The sequence below is a fragment of the Micromonospora reichwaldensis genome (genome assembly GCF_031845925.1).
In the GTDB taxonomy this organism is placed as follows: domain Bacteria; phylum Actinomycetota; class Actinomycetes; order Mycobacteriales; family Micromonosporaceae; genus Micromonospora; species Micromonospora reichwaldensis.
Map to the genome: position 1 here is coordinate 72,521 of NZ_JAVRFL010000006.1, position 14,739 is coordinate 87,259.

Consider the following 14,739-nt stretch of genomic DNA (forward strand, 5'->3'; position numbering starts at 1 on the left):
GTCAGGCGGGGCCCTCGCTCAAGACCGCGAAAAGTGAGGGTGGGGGGGTCGAGGTGATGTACACCACTGGACTATTAGGACCAAGCAGTTCCAATAGCAGGAGCTGCCACCAGCCGGGCCAAGTGATGAATGTAGATCATTCCGCACGGCCAAAACGGTCCTACCGGATGCAATTCAGTCCTCACTCACCGCTACCCGAATCGAATGTCACGGATTAATAACTTTCATGGGATAGACGGAATGCCCTGGTGGCATGCGATCGTGTGCCCGCGTTCTGCCCCACGGCCCGCCGGACGGGGCTGCTCTTCCGCGCCTTCCCTTTCCGCCTGGCCCCCACGGGAGTAGACCCGCCGTGACCGCGTCTCGCCTGCTCAGCCCGTTCGTGCGTACGCGCACCAGGCTGACTCTCACCCTGGGCCTCCTGCTGGCCGCACTCGTTGCCACCCTGCTGCCGTGGTGGCTGGGGGCCGACCAGCCCCGGACGACGGCGATCAGCGCCGTCCCAGTGCCCGCCCCCCGCGACGAGGCGGCGGCCGTGGCCGCCGCCCGCACCACGGGCAACGACGTGCTCGTGGAGACGGCGACGAGTGCCACCTCGCTCACCTGGGCGCTCCCCAACGGGCAGCTGCGCACCACGATCCACGCCACGCCCCAGCGGGCGAAGGACGCCACCGGCCGCTGGGTCGGGCTCGACAACACCCTGACCCGCGCCGGGGACACCCCCGGTGACCTCGACGTACGCCCGGTGACCACCCCGCACCCCATGCGCTTCTCCGACGGCAGCGCGGCAGCCGACGACGCCGGAACCGTCCTGGCCGAGGTGGACGTCGACGGCCACACCGTCGCGTACACGTGGCCGGGCCGGCTGCCGAAGCCGGTGCTCGACGGCCCACGCGCCCTCTACCCCGACGTTCTGCCCGGGGCCGACCTGCTCGTCGTCGCCCGCCAGGAGGGCGGCTTCGGCCAGCTGCTCATCGTCAAGAACCGGGGGGCCGAGACGATCAGGGCCGTCAGCGCCGTGACCTACGGCCTGCGCTCCGAGACGCTCGTCTTCCGCCACGACGCGGTCACCGGCGGAGTCCGGGCCCTCGACCGGGTCAGCGGGGAGGAGATCAGCTCGATCCCGACGCCGTTCGCCTGGGACTCCGCCGGCCGGGACCCCGAGGCGCCGGGCACCGCCGCCCGCACCGCCGTCGCGACCACCGCCGACGTGCTATCGCTCTCCGGGCTCAGCGGCAGCGAGCCCGGTGCCCGCCGCGCCCAGATCCCCACCCGCCTCGACGGCGACGGCACCGGCAACGCCCGCCTTCGCCTGGACGCCGCCGCGACGGGTCTGCTCACCCGCGAGGACGTGCTCTTCCCCGTCTTCCTCGATCCGACCCTGATCACCGGCAAGCAGGCCTGGGCCACGGTCTACTCGCAGCATCCCAACACCAACACCTGGAACGGCACCAACTTCAACTCCGGCACCACGGACGCCCGGGTGGGCTACGAGGAGGACACGCCGCTGCGGGCCCGTTCCTTCTGGCGGATGGGATACAGCAGCAGCCTGAAGGGCACGACCGTCTCCTCGGCGACCTTCAAGGTGCTGAACAACCACTCGTGGAACTGCACGAACCGCGAGATGCAGCTGTGGCAGACCGGCGCCATCTCCTCCGGCACCACGTGGAACAAGCAGCCCGCCTGGTCGAGGGAGCAGGACAGGAAGTCCTTCGCCCACGGCTACGGCAGCAGTTGCGGCGACGACTACGTGAGCTTCGACGTCAAGGACGCGGCCCAGCAGGGAGCCAACGGCGGCGCGTCGAGCATCACGCTGGGCATGCGCGCCACCAGCGAGTCGGACACGCTGACCTGGCGCAAGTTCAGGGTCTCCTCCGCCGAACTGAGCGTGACCTACAACAGGAAGCCGAACGAGCCGACGAACGGCACCACGTCGCCGGGCGGTGCCTGCGTGCCCGGCCCGGGCACCGGCGCCACGGTGGCCAGAACCAACATCGTCCTCTCGGCCACCGCGACCGATCCCGACGGCAACCTCTCGGGCCTGCGATTCCGCTTCTGGAAGAGCGGCACGACCGCTCCGGCAGGCACCCTGGTCACCAGTCTGTCCAACGGCAGGGGCAGCCTGACGATCCCCTCCACCAGCCTGGAGGACAATGCCACCTACTCCTGGGAGGTGAGCGCCCGGGACTCGGCGGGCGCCGAGTCCTCCTTCTTCCCGCCCGGCGACGAACCCTGCCGCGTCACGATCGACGCCTCGGCGCCCCCGGCCCCGGACGTCACCAGCGATGTGTTCAAGGAGGCCACCTCCGATGGGGCGACCTGGTCGACGGTGAAGTTCGGCGAGACCGGTTCCATCACCTTCACCGCGGCCGGCGCCTCCAGCTTCACCTACTCGTTCGACGGCGTCGGCACGGTGGCGGTGTCAGCCACCGCCGGCACCGCCACCGTGCCGGACCTGCGGCCGCGTCACGCCGGGCCCACCACGCTGCACGTGTACGCCCTCGACGCCGCCGGTAACCACAGCGCCCGTACCGACTACTCCTTCTACGTACCCCCGAGGGAGGCGGCCGACGGGCCCGGCGACACGGGTGGCGACGGAATCCCCGACCTGCTCCTCGTCGACTCCTCGGGCAACCTGCGCACCTACGCCGGCGACGTCGGCGGCGAACTGCACGGCTGGCTCTCCGCCTCGTACAGCGGTGATCAACTGAACCCCCCGGGGCACTGGTACGACCCGGCCACCGGCAAGGCCGCCCTGATCACCAAGCACTCGGACGCCTACCCGGGCGACGGCACGACCGACCTGTTCGCCCGCACCCCCGACGGCGAGTTCTGGCTCTACCCCGGTGACGGCTACGGCAGCTTCGACGTGAACCGGCGGCTGCGGGTCCTGCTGCCGTCCAACGTGCCCGCCCGCTCGACCTGGACGCAGATCAAGGCCGTCGGTGACATCACCGGCGACAAGCTCCCCGACCTGGTCCTGCGTGCCGGACCACTCCTCAGCATCCTGAGCGGCTACACGGGGGCGGGTTTCCAGCAGGCCACCCTGTCGCTGGAGGGCACCTGGGCCCGCCGCGAGGTGCTCAACGTGACGGACATCGACCTGGACGGCACCCCGGACCTGCTCTGGCGCAACCTGGACACCGGCACCATGTACGTCCGGCACGGGAAGCCGGGCGCGACCCCGGGCAGCGTGAACCTGAGTTCGCTCACTGTGGCCGCCAACTCCCGAAACGGGGACGTCTCCTACGGAACGGGCTGGACGGAGGCCGCCGTCAGCGCGGTGGTGAGCATCCCTGACGTCAGCGGAGACGGGGTTCCCGATCTCTGGGCGCGCTCCGGTACCGACGGGATGATGCGGATCTACCACCCCTCCAAGACCGCGGTCGGCAATCCGGTGAAGGTCGTCCTGGGCGACGACTGGAGAGGGGTCAAGGCCTTCGGCTGACGACGCGCTCCCGCCGAGACCTGCGACGGGCCCGAACAAGGCGACTGTTCGGGCCTGTCGTCCACACGCCCCGGTTCGCAGGAATCTTTCCAATACATCGACCATCATGGTTGAATTTCGACATGCGAAGAGGTCTCGTCTGGCTGGCGGCCCTGCTGGTCGCCGCTCCCCTGCTCGTCAGCCCGGGCGTCGCCCAGGCCGCCACCACCACCCCCTCGCTGGTCATCGCCAGCGACTTCCCCGACCCCGACGTCGTCAAGTTCGGCAGCACCTACTACGCGTACTCGACCAACAACGGGCACGGCAACGTCCCGGTCGCCACCGCCAGCTCGCTGACCGGAGCGTGGACCAGGCGGGCCGACGCGATGCCGACCCTCGGCGCCTGGGCCAACGGGGGCCTGACCTGGGCGCCCGACGTGTCGCAGCGGGCCGACGGGCGCTACCTGCTCTACTACACCGCCCGCAGCCGGGCCACCGGCCGGCAGTGCCTGGGCGCCGCGCTGGCCACCTCGCCGCTCGGGCCGTTCACCTCCGTCGGCACCGGACCGCTGGTCTGCAACGCCGGCGAGGGCGGCGACATCGACGCGGCGAGCTTCACCGACAGCACCGGCCTGCGCTACCTGCTCTACAAGGACGACGGCAACGCCATCGGCCAGCCGACGAGCCTCTGGCTGCAACGGGTGGCGGCCGACGGGGTGACCCTCCAGGGCGCCCGGGTGGAGCTGCTGCGCAGCGGGCGCGCCGAGGAGGCGGGCATCATCGAGGCGCCGGTGCTCACCAAGGTCGGCGCGCAGTACGTGCTGTTCTACTCCCTCGGCGGCTACGGCGGCGACGGCTACCAGACCAGCTACGCCACGTCGACCTCGCTGACCGGCCCGTACACGAAGGCGTACCGCTCGCTGATGACCACGGCGTCGCTGGACTCGGCCGTGCGGGGGCCGGGCGGCGCGGACGTGGTCCGCGAGGCCGGCGGCGACCACATCGTCTTCCACGGCTGGATCAACAACTACTCCGCCCGCGGCATGTACGTGGCGGCGCTGGGCTGGGCCGGCGGGAACCCCGTGGTGCGGGGCAGCCGGGTGCGCTACGAGGCCGAACGCGGGGGGCTCAACCACTGCGGGGTGCGCGCCGCCCCGAACACGTCGCAGGGCCAGGTGGTGGCGTACATCGACTACGCGGACAGCTGGGTCGAGGTGACCGTCTTCGCGCCCCGGGCCGGCGGGTACCGCGCCCACGTGGCCTACGCGGCCGGCTACGGCGACGCCCAGCACACGCTGACGGTCAACGGCGCGAACCCGAAGGTCGTCACCTACCCCAACACGGGCTGGGACGTCTGGCGGCAGGTGGGCGTCGACGTCACGCTCAACGCGGGCTTCAACACGCTCCGGTTCACCCACCTGAGCCGCTGGGCGGAACTCGACTTCGTCGAGGTGGCGTAACCGGCTGCCCCGCCCGCCCCGGCCCCGGCCGGCCTCGGCTGGGCGGCCGGCCGCCCGAGCCCGCCGGCTCCCCGAGATCTTGGTAGGAAACGGCCCCTGGAGGGGCGCTCTCTTACCAAGATCTCGGTCCGGCGGGACGGCCTCACCGACCGCTTCATCACCTGGGTCCGGGCGCGTTGACCCCACCGGTCAGCACGAAGGTCTCCAGTTCCTCGCCGCCGTACCAGTCCGTGCGGCGGCCGACGTGGGTCATACCGAGGCGGCGGGCCACCGCCATGGACGCCTCGTTGCCCGGCGCCACCACCGCGTAGACCTCCCGGGTGCCGGTCGCCAACTCCCGGGCCACCAGGGCGCGAGCCGCCTCGGTGGCGTACCCGTGGCCCCACGAGTCGGGGTGCAGGTGCCAGCCCACCTCGATGTCCTCGGTCAGCGTGCCCTCGTCCCGCCCGGGCAGCGGCTTGAGCAGCACCGTCCCGGCCACCACGCCGGTGTCGCGGACCTCGATCGCCCAGGTGCCGTACCGGCCGCCGTGCCCCGCGTGCCGCTCCCGCCACATCGCGAGCCGGTCGGCGGCCTGTGCCGGGTCGGTCAGCGGCAGGCCGGGCGCGCCCAGCCAGCGGGTGACCTCGGGCCGGGAGTAGATGTCGAAGATCCGGGCCAGGTCGGCCGGGTCGACGGCCCACTCCCGCAGCACCAGGCGCCGGGTGGTGAGAACGGTCATGGCCCGTGATCCTAATGAGTGACGCGGGGCGGTACGGGGAAAGAAGCCGCGATGGGCGGCGGATGGCAACGGGCGAAGCGGGTCACCAGTGCGGCGTTCCGCCCGCTGCGGGGCCGGGACCTGTCCCTGCACGCCGCCGCCATCACCTTCTACGGGGCGATCGCCGTGGTGCCGGTGGCCCTGCTGGCGATCTGGCTGACCTCGCTGCTGGCGGGCGCCGAGCGCGTACGCCGGCTCACCTCGCACGCCGTGGACACGCTCCCGGACGCGATCGGCGCGCCCCACGCGGTGCAGGCGCTCGTCGAGGCCGGGGTGGGCCTGACCCCGCTGCTGGCGCTGGCGTCGCTGCTGCCGGCGTCGCTCTACGGCGAGGGGCTGCGCCGCGCCTTCGTCTCGGTCGCCGTGCCGCGCAGCGAGGAGTCGCTGGTCGGCTGGCGGGGCCGGCTGCTGCTGCTGCCGCTGCTGGCGCCGGCCCCGGCCCTGCTGCTGTCGATCCTGCTCGCGCTGCCCACGACCACCGGGCTGGTCCGGCAGGGCGGCTGGACCGGCGCGCTGGGGGTGGTGCTGTCGTTCCTGGCGGTCTGGCTGGTGCTCACCCCGGTGCTGCTCTGGCTGTTCCGGGTGGTCGGCCCGGCGTCGCCGGACTGGCTCTCCGCGCTGGGCGTCGGGTCGTTCACCGCGGCGAACCTCTCCGGCTTCCTGCACGGCTTCGTGCTCTTCGCCTCGCTCCCGATCGACCTGGGGGTGCCGTTCGGGGGCTTCGACGAAATCGGCGCGGGGGTGGCGGTCCTGCTCTGGCTCTACCTCTTCCACGTGATCGTGCTGGCCGGCTACTCCGCCACCCTCGCCCTCTCCGCCTGGCGCGCCCGCCGCGCCGCCGCGCCGCCCGCCGACCGGGCGGCCGATCAGGGCCGGAAAGGACCGGAGACCTCGTAGGTGATCCCGTCGCTGCCGGTGGAGCTGCCCGAGGCCCCGCGCGGGGAGGAGAAGTAGAGGCGCGACCCGTCGGGGGAGAACGCCGGGCCGGTGAGTTCCGAGCCGGACTGGCCGAGCAGCCGTAGGAACGGTCTGACCACCCCGGCCGGAGTGATCACGTTGATCTCCATGTTGCCACCGTCCTCGACGACGTAGAGGTCTCCGCCGGCCGTGCCGGTGATGTTGTCCACCCCGGTCAGCGGCGCGGCGCCCGCCGGCACCAGCGAGTCGTCGTAGGCCAGGTCGAGGCGCTGGTTCACCGCGTCGTACGCCCACACCCGGTTGGCGCCCTTGGTGGTGAACCAGCAGGTGCCCCGGTCGCACCAGCAGCCCTCGCCGCCGTCGAAGTGCCGTGCGGCGCCGACCTGCCGGCGGGTCGGCACCGGGAAGCCGTCCCGGTCCGGCAGGTCCGATGCCCCGTCGACGCCAGGGCCGACGGGGTATCGATGGAAGCCTCTATTTGGTGAACTCGGCGTGACGGGTCTCCGGGGCCGCCGGCTCAGGCTCGGCGGACTCGTGCAGGCCGAAGCGGCGGTGGAAGCGGGCGAGCGGGGCGGGAGCCCACCAGTTCCAGTGGCCGAGCAACCGCATCGTGGCCGGCACCAGCAGCGCCCGGACCAGCGTCGCGTCCACCACGATCGCCACGATCATGCCGATCCCGATGAGCTTGATGTACGCCATCTCGCCGGTGGCGAAGCCGGCCACCACGATGATCAGCAGGAGCGCGGCGGCGGTGATGATCCGCCCGGTGTGCTGGAGCCCGGCCGCCACCGAGGCGGTGTTGTCGCCCGTGCGGTCCCACTCCTCGCGTACCCGGGAGAGCAGGAACACCTCGTAGTCGGTGGCCAGCCCGAAGAGCACGGCGAGCATGAGGATCGGGTTGCTGGGCTCGATGAACCCGGTCGGGGTGAAGCCGAGCAGGTCGGCGAAGTGACCGTCCTGGAAGATCCAGACCACCACCCCGAACGACGCGCCGATCGACACCAGGTTCATCAGCACCGCCTTGACCGGCAGCACCAGCGAGCCGAAGGCGAGGAACAGCAGCACCAGGGTCGCGGCGGCCATCAGCAGGGCCATCCAGGGCAGCCGGTCGCCGAGGCCGTCGATCAGGTCGAGGTCGACGGCGGGCCGGCCGCCGACGAGCACCTGGGCGCCGTCCGGCGCGGGCAGGTCGCGCAGCGCCCGGACCACGTCCTGCGCGGTGTCGCCGGCCGGCTCGCCCGGGTAGGTCACGGTCAGCAGCGTCGACGTGCCCCGGTTGGCCGCCACCTGCACCCCGGTCACGCCGGGCACGGCGGCCACCCGGTCGGCGAAGGGCTGCGCCTGTTCCGGAGACGCCCCGGAGACCAGCACGTCGATCGGCGAGATCGTGCCGCCGGCGAACTCCGCGGCGACCCGCTCGGAGACGACCCGGGGCTCGGCGTCCGGGGGCAGCACCCGGTCGTCGAACCCGCCGAAGGAGACCCCCAGGAACGGCGCGGCCAGCACCGCGAGCAGCACGGTCACCCCGACCAGGTAGCGCACCGGGCGGCGCATCACGCTGTGCGCGATGCGGGCCCAGGCGCCGCCCGTCTCCCCCGCCGTCGGCCGCCCGCCGCGCGCCCCACGCCGCCACGGCAGCGGTACGCGCAGCGCGTCGATCCGACGGCCGAGCACCGCGAGCAGGGCCGGCAGCACGGTCAGCGCCGCCAGCATGGCGACCAGCACGGCGGCGATCCCGCCGAGGCCCATCGAGCGCAGGAACGCCTGGGGGAAGATCAGCAGGCTGGCCATGGCGAGCGCGATGGTGAGCCCGGAGACCAGCACCGTACGCCCCGCCGTGAGCATGGTGCGCCGGATCGCGGCGGGGGTGTCGTGGCCGGCCGCCAACTCCTCGCGGAACCGGCTGACCACGAAGAGGGAGTAGTCGACCGCCATGCCCAGGCCGATCAGGGTGATGACGTTGATGGCGAAGACCGACACGTCGGTGACCAGGGTGACCAGCCGGACGGTGACGAACGCGCCGAGGATGGCCAGCCCGCCGATCAGCAGGGGCGTCGACGCGGCCACCAGCCCGCCGAAGATCAGCACGAGCAGCACCAGCAGCACCGGCATGGAGAGCAGTTCCGCGCGGGTGATGTCCTTGGTCGTCTGGGTGTTCGACTCGTGCAGGGCAGCCGTCGCGCCGCCGACCTCGGTCCGTACGCCGGGCGCGTCGAGGGCCGGACGCAGCTCCTCGTACGCGGCGGTCTTGTCGTCCTTGTCAGCGGCCCGGAGCTGGATCAGCGCGTAGGTGGCCCGGCGGTCTGTGGAGAGCAGCGCGGGGGCCTGCGTGTCGTACCAGGTGGTGACGCTGGTGATCTCGGAACGCGCGCGCAGCCCCGTGACGGTGGCCGTGACCGGGTCGCGGAAGGCCGGCTGGTCGACGGACGCCGTGTCGCTGGACCAGAGCACCACCAGGTCTGCGCCCTGCGGCCCCAGCTCGCGGTCGATCCGTTCGGCGGCCCGGCTGGACTCGCTGGCCGGGTCGTCGAAGCCACCCCCGGTCAGTTGCCCGAAGACACCCGCCCCCCAGGTCGATCCGACAGCGACCAGCACCAGGGCGGCGGCCAGCACCGCCCAGCGCAGCCGCACCACCATGTGTCCCCACCAGGCGAACATTCGCCTCTCCCTCCACAGATGGCTAAGCTGCTACCATCGCTAATTTCAGTGAACGCCGTTAACTATCGCAACGGTGTTTCCTCTGGTCAAGGTGGTTGTCAATGGCCGCACCCACTCGGCGGGAACGCCTGCGCACGGCGACCGTCGCCGAGATCAAGGACGGGGCACGCCGTCTGCTGGTGACGGGTGGGATCGACGCGATCTCGCTGCGGGCCATCGCCCGCGACATGGGCATGACGGCGCCGGCCATCTACCGCTACTTCCCGAGCCTGGAGGCGCTGGTCGCGGACCTCGCCGCCGACCTCTACAACGAGCTGCGGCTGCGGCTGGAGGCGGCTGGGGACGACGCCGGGGGCGAGCCGGTCGCGCGGTTGCTGGCCATGTCCCGGGCGTTCCGCGCCTGGTCGCTGGCGCACCCCGCCGAGTTCGGGCTGATCTTCGGAGCCCCCGTCCCGGGACGGACCGCCTTCGTCGGCGGCCACGCCACCCCGGACCACCCCGGCGCCCGCCTCGGCGCGGTCTTCATCCAGCCGATCCTCGACCTGTGGCGCCGCTCCCCCTTCCGCACCCCGCCCGGCGAACTGCTCCGGCGGCACCTGGACGGGCGGCTGGAGCCGCTGCGGCTCAGCCACGGCGAGGTGCCGATCGAGGTCGCGTACGCCTTCCTCTCGGGCTGGACCCGCCTCTACGGGCTGGTCGCCATGGAGGTCTTCCACCAGTTCGACTGGGCAGTCACCGAGGCCGAGGCGCTGTTCGAGCTGGAACTGGAGACGTTCGCCGCCCAACTGCTGGCCGGCCCGCCGACGGGCGACGGCCCGCCGTCCTGACCTCGCTGGCGTCCGGCTACCGCCCCCGCGCCCGGGTCCGCTCCCGGTGCCCGGCACGGTCGGGGCGCCCGATGTGGCTGCCCTCGCGTCGGGACTCACCGAGCCAAAGGTGCGGCGCGTGGTGGCGGACCGCCGACACCGCCAGGGGCACGTCGGCAGCCTCGAGACGGAGACGGTGGCGCAGGTGGGGCAGCCCGGGGCGGAACGGCGCCTCCTCGCGCACCAGTGTCCACAGCACCGGGTCGTCGCGGTCGATGTGGCCCGTCGGGTACAGCTCCAGGGAGTGGAAACTGGCCTTGTGCCCGTGGCTCGTGAACAGGCCGACGCCGGCGAGACTGTGCCACGGGATGACGTTCCGCCGGTCCCCCTTGTCGAACCACAGGCCAATGTGGTCGACGAGGATCCTCGTCCGCCGTTGCCGCCAGGACACCACGAAGAGCAGGACACCCGGCACACCGAGCGCCGCCAGGGTGCCCGCCGCGACAAGCCCCGCCACAGGTGACCGTGGCTGATGGCTTCCGCCGACGACCGCGACAGCCGCGACGAGGCCGCCGATCCCGGCCAGGACGAGGAACAGGGAGAGCGGCAGGCCGACCCGGGCACGGCGCCGTCCGGTGGGTAGCACCGTGGCGTTCGGGGCGGGGCTGGGCGCGCTGAAGGGTGCTGCCATGGCAGGCAAGCCTAGGCCGACCGGCGGCGGAAGGGCTGACCGGCGGGACCTGTGGGCGCTAGGCTCCCCCGGCATGGGTGACGAGCTGCCGCCCCGGGCCGACGTGGTGATCGTCGGCGCCGGGCACAACGGTCTGGTGTCCGCGATCCTGCTCGCCCGCGCCGGGCTCGACGTGCTGGTGCTGGAGGCGGCGAACGTCATCGGCGGGGCCACCCGCACCGAGGCGCCGTTCCCGAAGGTGCCGGGGCTGCGCCACTCCACCGGGTCGTACCTGCTCGGGCTGATGCCGCCGGAGCTGCTCGCCACGCTGGACGTGCGCATCCCCGTGCTGCGCCGCGACCCGCACTACTTCCTGCCCACCCCCGGCGGCCCCGGCTCGCCGTACCTGCTCTTCGGCAGCGACACGGCGGCCACCCGCGCGCAGCTCGCCGAGTTCTTCTCCCCCGCCGACGTGGCCGCCGACGACGCCCTCCAGGCCGAGCTGGCCGCGCTGCGCGACGACCTCGCCCCGGCCTGGCTGGCCGAGCCGCTGCCCGTCGAGGAGACCGCCGAGCGGTACGTCCGGCCGGCGCTGCGGCAGGTCTTCGTCGACCTCGTCCGCGGCTCGGTCGCCGACCACCTGGCCCGCTTCGACTTCCGCTCCGAGCTCCTGATGAGCATGTACGCGGTCACCGACGGCCTCTCCGGGCTCAACGCCGGCCCCGACGACCCCGGCACCGGGCACAACTTCCTCGTGCACAACATGTGCCGGCTGCCCGGCTCCGACGGCACGTGGATGATCGCCGAGGGCGGGATGGGCACCGTGTCGCGTACGTTCGCCGACGCCGCCCGGGCCGCCGGCGCGACGATCCGCACCGGCACGCCGGTCAGCGCGATCGCCCTGGACGGCGGCGCGGCCAGCGGAGTGGTGCTCGCCGACGGGCGGGAGATCGGCGCGCGGGTGGTGCTCGGCGCGTGCGACCCGTACCGGCTGATGGACCTGCTGCCCGACGGCGCGCTCCCGGCGCCGCTGACCGACCGGATGGCGGCGGTCCGCCGCCCCGGCACCACGCTCAAGCTCAACCTGGCGCTGACCGGGCTGCCCCGCTTCTCCTGCCTGCCCCAGGGCTCCCCGAGCCCGTTCGGCTCGACCATCCACCTGCTGCCCGGCTCGGAGTCCCTGACCGGTGGCGGCGGCGAGTCGCCGATGGCGGCGCTGCGCGCCATGTGGGCGGACGTGCAGGCGGGGCGGCTGCCCGCCGAGCCGACCATCGAGTGGTACCTGCACACCACCGTCGACCCCTCACTGTCCGACGGCCGGCACCATTCGTCGGCGCTCTTCGTGCAGTCGGTGCCGTACGAGCTGGCCGGCACCACCTGGGACGAGGCGCTGCCCGGCTACGTCGACCGCCTGATCGCCATCTGCGAGCGGTACGCCCCCGGCACGGCTGACCTGATCGCCGACGCGGTGCCGCTGCCGCCGCCCGGCATCGAGGCGCACTTCGGCATCACCGGCGGGCACATCCACCACGTCGACAACACCGTCTCGTTCACGGACCGGATGCCGTACGCCACCGGCGTCGACGGCGTCTACGCGGGCAGCGCCGGCTGCCACCCGGCCGGCAGCGTCATCGGCGCGGCCGGCCACAACGCCGCCCGCCGCATCCTCACCGACCTCACCCCCTGACCGCCCCGCCCCGACCCCACCCGCCGCCCGGGGCGCCACCTTGAGCGTCGATCATGCAGTTGTGGTGCCCGATACGGGACGGCAACCACCGTTATGCGGGCCACCACAACTGCATGATCCACCCCCGCGGGAGGGGCGGGCCCGCGGGAGGGGCGGGGTGGGTCAGGCGGTGGTGGGGGTGGCGTCCGCGCGGTGGGCGCGGACCTTGTGGCCGACGCTCGTCAGGCAGCGGCCGCTGGCCAGGTCGAACTTCCAGCCGTGCAGCTGGCAGGTGAGCTGGTCGCCCTCGACGATGCCGAACCGGGTCAGGTCGGCCTTCAGGTGCGGGCAGCGCCGCTGCACCACCCAGTCGCCGAGGGTGATGTCCTCGGCGTCGCTGGAGCGCTCGTGCTCGTCGTACCAGCCCTCGGCGTACTGGAGGCGCTCGGTGGAGAGGCACTTGAAGAAGGCGTAGACGAACTCGTTGTACTGGCCGATCCGGGCGGCCGAGAAGCGGCAGGAGAGGAAGAGGGAGTTGACCCAGTCCACCTCACCGATGTGCAGCAGGTGCTCGATCAGGGCCCGCTCGGTGCGGAACCGGTAGCGGACCTTCTCGTCGGCGTACGGCCGGACCTGCTTGCCCGGGAAGTCCACCACGATGGATTCAACGGTCTCGCCGTCGTAGCTGACCAGGTCGAAGCGGACCGGGCCGCCGACGCCCTTGGCCAGGTAGATCGACTCCTCCAGCAGGGGCTCGATCCGGCGCTGCATCTCCTTGAGCACGTCGACCTCGGGGTGCCGCCAGGACGCCTTCTCGGCCTCGATGACCGGCCGCTTGCGCTCGCGCATCTCCTCCAGGTGGGCCACCTTGTCGGCGAAGAACTCCTCGACGGGCACCGGGTGCGTCGTGCTGGCTCCCGAGGTGGTGATCTCCGCGACGCTGCCCGGGAGCAGCACGACGCCGTTGGTGCCGCCGACCTTGGCGTACTCGCTCAGGAAGACCGACTGGTCGGGGAAGATGTTGCCCTCGTCGCCGTGGATGTCGTTGAACTGCCACAGCTCGTCGTCGAGGAAGCAGGGCGGGCCGGCGATCGGGAAGACGTGGTCGGCCTTCAGGTCGTCGATGTAGCGCCAGGTGCGGTCGAACTGCCGGTCGCGCTTCTGCTTGCCGAACGCCGTCTTCGCCGCCTGCGGCAGCTCGTAGACCATCGGGTACCAGATCGCGCCGGAGAACTGGAGCATGTGCGCGTGCACGTGGCCCAGCTCGGCGAAGACGCTCAGGTCGGCGGGGCGGGCGTCGTTCTGGTTGAGCAGCCGGACCCCGTCGTACTCCACCCACAGCGAGGAGTCGCCGATCGGGCCGTCGGTCGGGCTGGTCAGCGCCTGGATCATGATCTTCAGGCCGCCGTCCAGCTCCACGACCTGCTCGTTCGGCGCCTTCAGGAACTTGGTGAAGCCCAGCTCCCGCAGCTCGTCCTCCATCTCGGAGGTGGGGAACGCGGGCAGCAGCACGGTGGCGTCCTTCGACACGAAGCGCTTCAGGTGCGCCGCGTCGAAGTGGTCCCGGTGCAGGTGCGACACGTAGAGGTAGTCGACGTCGCCGAGGGCCTCCCAGTCGAGCAGGGAGTTGTCCGGAAACGGGAACCATGAGGCGAAATAGGCCGGATTGACCCACGGGTCGCACAGGATGCTGCCCGCGGCCGTGTCGATCCGCATGCTGGCGTGCCCCGTACCGGTCACTCGCACCGCAGTTCCCCCTCAAAACGACAAACAAGGTGTACGCCAGAAACGCTACCGGAGGGAGTCTGGCGACCTACCCGCGACGCCGGTAGTGCCGATGCGCCCGGGTGGAGCCGGGCCCTTGGTCCCGACGCCGGCGACCGCCACCTGCCCGACGCCGGGCACCGTGCCGAAGCCCCTGCCGGCCCTCGTGCACCCCCGGGCCGACGCCCGCCTCGCCCGTGCGGATCGTGCGGTCCGCACCATCGGTCGGACCCAGCGCCGGGCCCGGCACGAGGCGTGCCAGACTAACCGGAGATCCGATCGCGAGGGAAGGACCGACAGTGGCAGGAAGCGAGCCGGTAACGTCGCCAGACCAGCACAAGCCCGGGCACCGCAAGTCCGGGCGGATCGGCGCGGTGGTCTCCGCGCTGGCCCTGCTGGCGATGCTCTGCGGCAACCACGAGGGCAGGGTCGAGAACATCTGGCTGATCGGCCTGGCCGTGCTGCTGCTGCTCATCGTCATCGGCGACACCGTGCTGCGGCGCAACGGCCTGCGGTCCTGACCGCACCCGCGTCAGCCGGCGTCGCACCGGTCCGCGCGCCGGAGGCCACACGCACGAGGGCCCGCCCCCGACCGGGGAGCGGGCCCTCG

The 14,739-nt window shown here is 72.3% G+C and carries 10 protein-coding genes and 1 pseudogene; 6 read left to right on the forward strand and 5 right to left on the reverse strand.

Annotated features, from left to right (window positions below):
* The first annotated feature begins 352 nt into the window (after positions 1-352).
* Positions 353-3,448, forward strand: coding sequence for a DNRLRE domain-containing protein (locus RM555_RS06830; protein WP_311410925.1), 3,096 nt, complete (start codon positions 353-355; stop codon positions 3,446-3,448).
* 122 nt (positions 3,449-3,570) lie between these two features.
* Positions 3,571-4,887 (forward strand): family 43 glycosylhydrolase, encoded by a 1,317-nt coding sequence (locus RM555_RS06835; protein WP_311410926.1) that lies wholly within the window; start codon positions 3,571-3,573, stop codon positions 4,885-4,887.
* A 157-nt stretch (positions 4,888-5,044) separates the two neighbouring features.
* Here the strand turns inward: RM555_RS06835 and RM555_RS06840 are convergent, their stop codons facing one another.
* Complete coding sequence (locus RM555_RS06840; RefSeq protein ID WP_311410927.1) at positions 5,045-5,608, reverse strand: GNAT family N-acetyltransferase; 564 nt, start codon at positions 5,606-5,608, stop codon at positions 5,045-5,047.
* A 51-nt stretch (positions 5,609-5,659) separates the two neighbouring features.
* Here RM555_RS06840 and RM555_RS06845 point away from each other — a divergent pair, with 51 nt between their 5' ends.
* Positions 5,660-6,544, forward strand: coding sequence for a YhjD/YihY/BrkB family envelope integrity protein (locus RM555_RS06845; RefSeq protein ID WP_311410928.1), 885 nt, complete (start codon positions 5,660-5,662; stop codon positions 6,542-6,544).
* Here RM555_RS06845 and RM555_RS06850 read toward each other — a convergent pair.
* Positions 6,514-6,990 (reverse strand): annotated as a pseudogene (locus tag RM555_RS06850) (translocation protein TolB); the annotation flags it as partial. The gene RM555_RS06845 and the pseudogene RM555_RS06850 sit on opposite strands and share 31 nt — an antisense overlap.
* Positions 6,991-7,039: 49 nt before the next feature.
* Positions 7,040-9,223: an MMPL family transporter gene (locus tag RM555_RS06855; protein ID WP_151456828.1), complete on the reverse strand. Its 2,184-nt coding sequence runs from the start codon at positions 9,221-9,223 to the stop codon at positions 7,040-7,042.
* Between the two features lie 101 nt (positions 9,224-9,324).
* On the opposite strand from RM555_RS06855, the gene RM555_RS06860 reads away from it, so the two are divergent.
* A complete protein-coding gene (locus RM555_RS06860; protein WP_311410929.1) occupies positions 9,325-10,050 on the forward strand; it encodes a TetR/AcrR family transcriptional regulator in 726 nt (241 codons plus the stop codon).
* Positions 10,051-10,066: 16 nt separating this feature from the next.
* Here the strand turns inward: RM555_RS06860 and RM555_RS06865 are convergent, their stop codons facing one another.
* Positions 10,067-10,720, reverse strand: coding sequence for a hypothetical protein (locus RM555_RS06865; RefSeq protein ID WP_311410930.1), 654 nt, complete (start codon positions 10,718-10,720; stop codon positions 10,067-10,069).
* Positions 10,721-10,793: 73 nt separating this feature from the next.
* On the opposite strand from RM555_RS06865, the gene RM555_RS06870 reads away from it, so the two are divergent.
* The gene (locus RM555_RS06870; RefSeq protein WP_311410931.1) at positions 10,794-12,386 is read left to right on the forward strand and encodes a phytoene desaturase family protein; all 1,593 of its coding nucleotides are present in this window, start codon (positions 10,794-10,796) and stop codon (positions 12,384-12,386) included.
* Positions 12,387-12,548: 162 nt separating this feature from the next.
* Here the strand turns inward: RM555_RS06870 and RM555_RS06875 are convergent, their stop codons facing one another.
* Positions 12,549-14,111 (reverse strand): Rieske 2Fe-2S domain-containing protein, encoded by a 1,563-nt coding sequence (locus RM555_RS06875; protein WP_311410932.1) that lies wholly within the window; start codon positions 14,109-14,111, stop codon positions 12,549-12,551.
* Between the two features lie 317 nt (positions 14,112-14,428).
* Here RM555_RS06875 and RM555_RS06880 point away from each other — a divergent pair, with 317 nt between their 5' ends.
* Positions 14,429-14,650, forward strand: a complete 222-nt coding sequence (locus RM555_RS06880; RefSeq protein ID WP_121396083.1) for a DUF2631 domain-containing protein — start codon at positions 14,429-14,431, stop codon at positions 14,648-14,650.
* Positions 14,651-14,739 lie beyond the last annotated feature (89 nt).

Bases quoted from the DNA above. Each gene is read 5' to 3' on its own strand.
- RM555_RS06835 (WP_311410926.1), top strand. From the start codon at position 3,571: ATGCGAAGAGGTCTCGTCTGGCTGGCGGCCCTGCTGGTCGCCGCTCCC.
- RM555_RS06870 (WP_311410931.1), top strand. From the start codon at position 10,794: ATGGGTGACGAGCTGCCGCCCCGGGCCGACGTGGTGATCGTCGGCGCC.
- RM555_RS06860 (WP_311410929.1), top strand. From the start codon at position 9,325: ATGGCCGCACCCACTCGGCGGGAACGCCTGCGCACGGCGACCGTCGCC.
- RM555_RS06855 (WP_151456828.1), bottom strand. From the start codon at position 9,223: ATGTTCGCCTGGTGGGGACACATGGTGGTGCGGCTGCGCTGGGCGGTG.
- RM555_RS06845 (WP_311410928.1), top strand. From the start codon at position 5,660: ATGGGCGGCGGATGGCAACGGGCGAAGCGGGTCACCAGTGCGGCGTTC.
- RM555_RS06840 (WP_311410927.1), bottom strand. From the start codon at position 5,608: ATGACCGTTCTCACCACCCGGCGCCTGGTGCTGCGGGAGTGGGCCGTC.
- RM555_RS06865 (WP_311410930.1), bottom strand. From the start codon at position 10,720: ATGGCAGCACCCTTCAGCGCGCCCAGCCCCGCCCCGAACGCCACGGTG.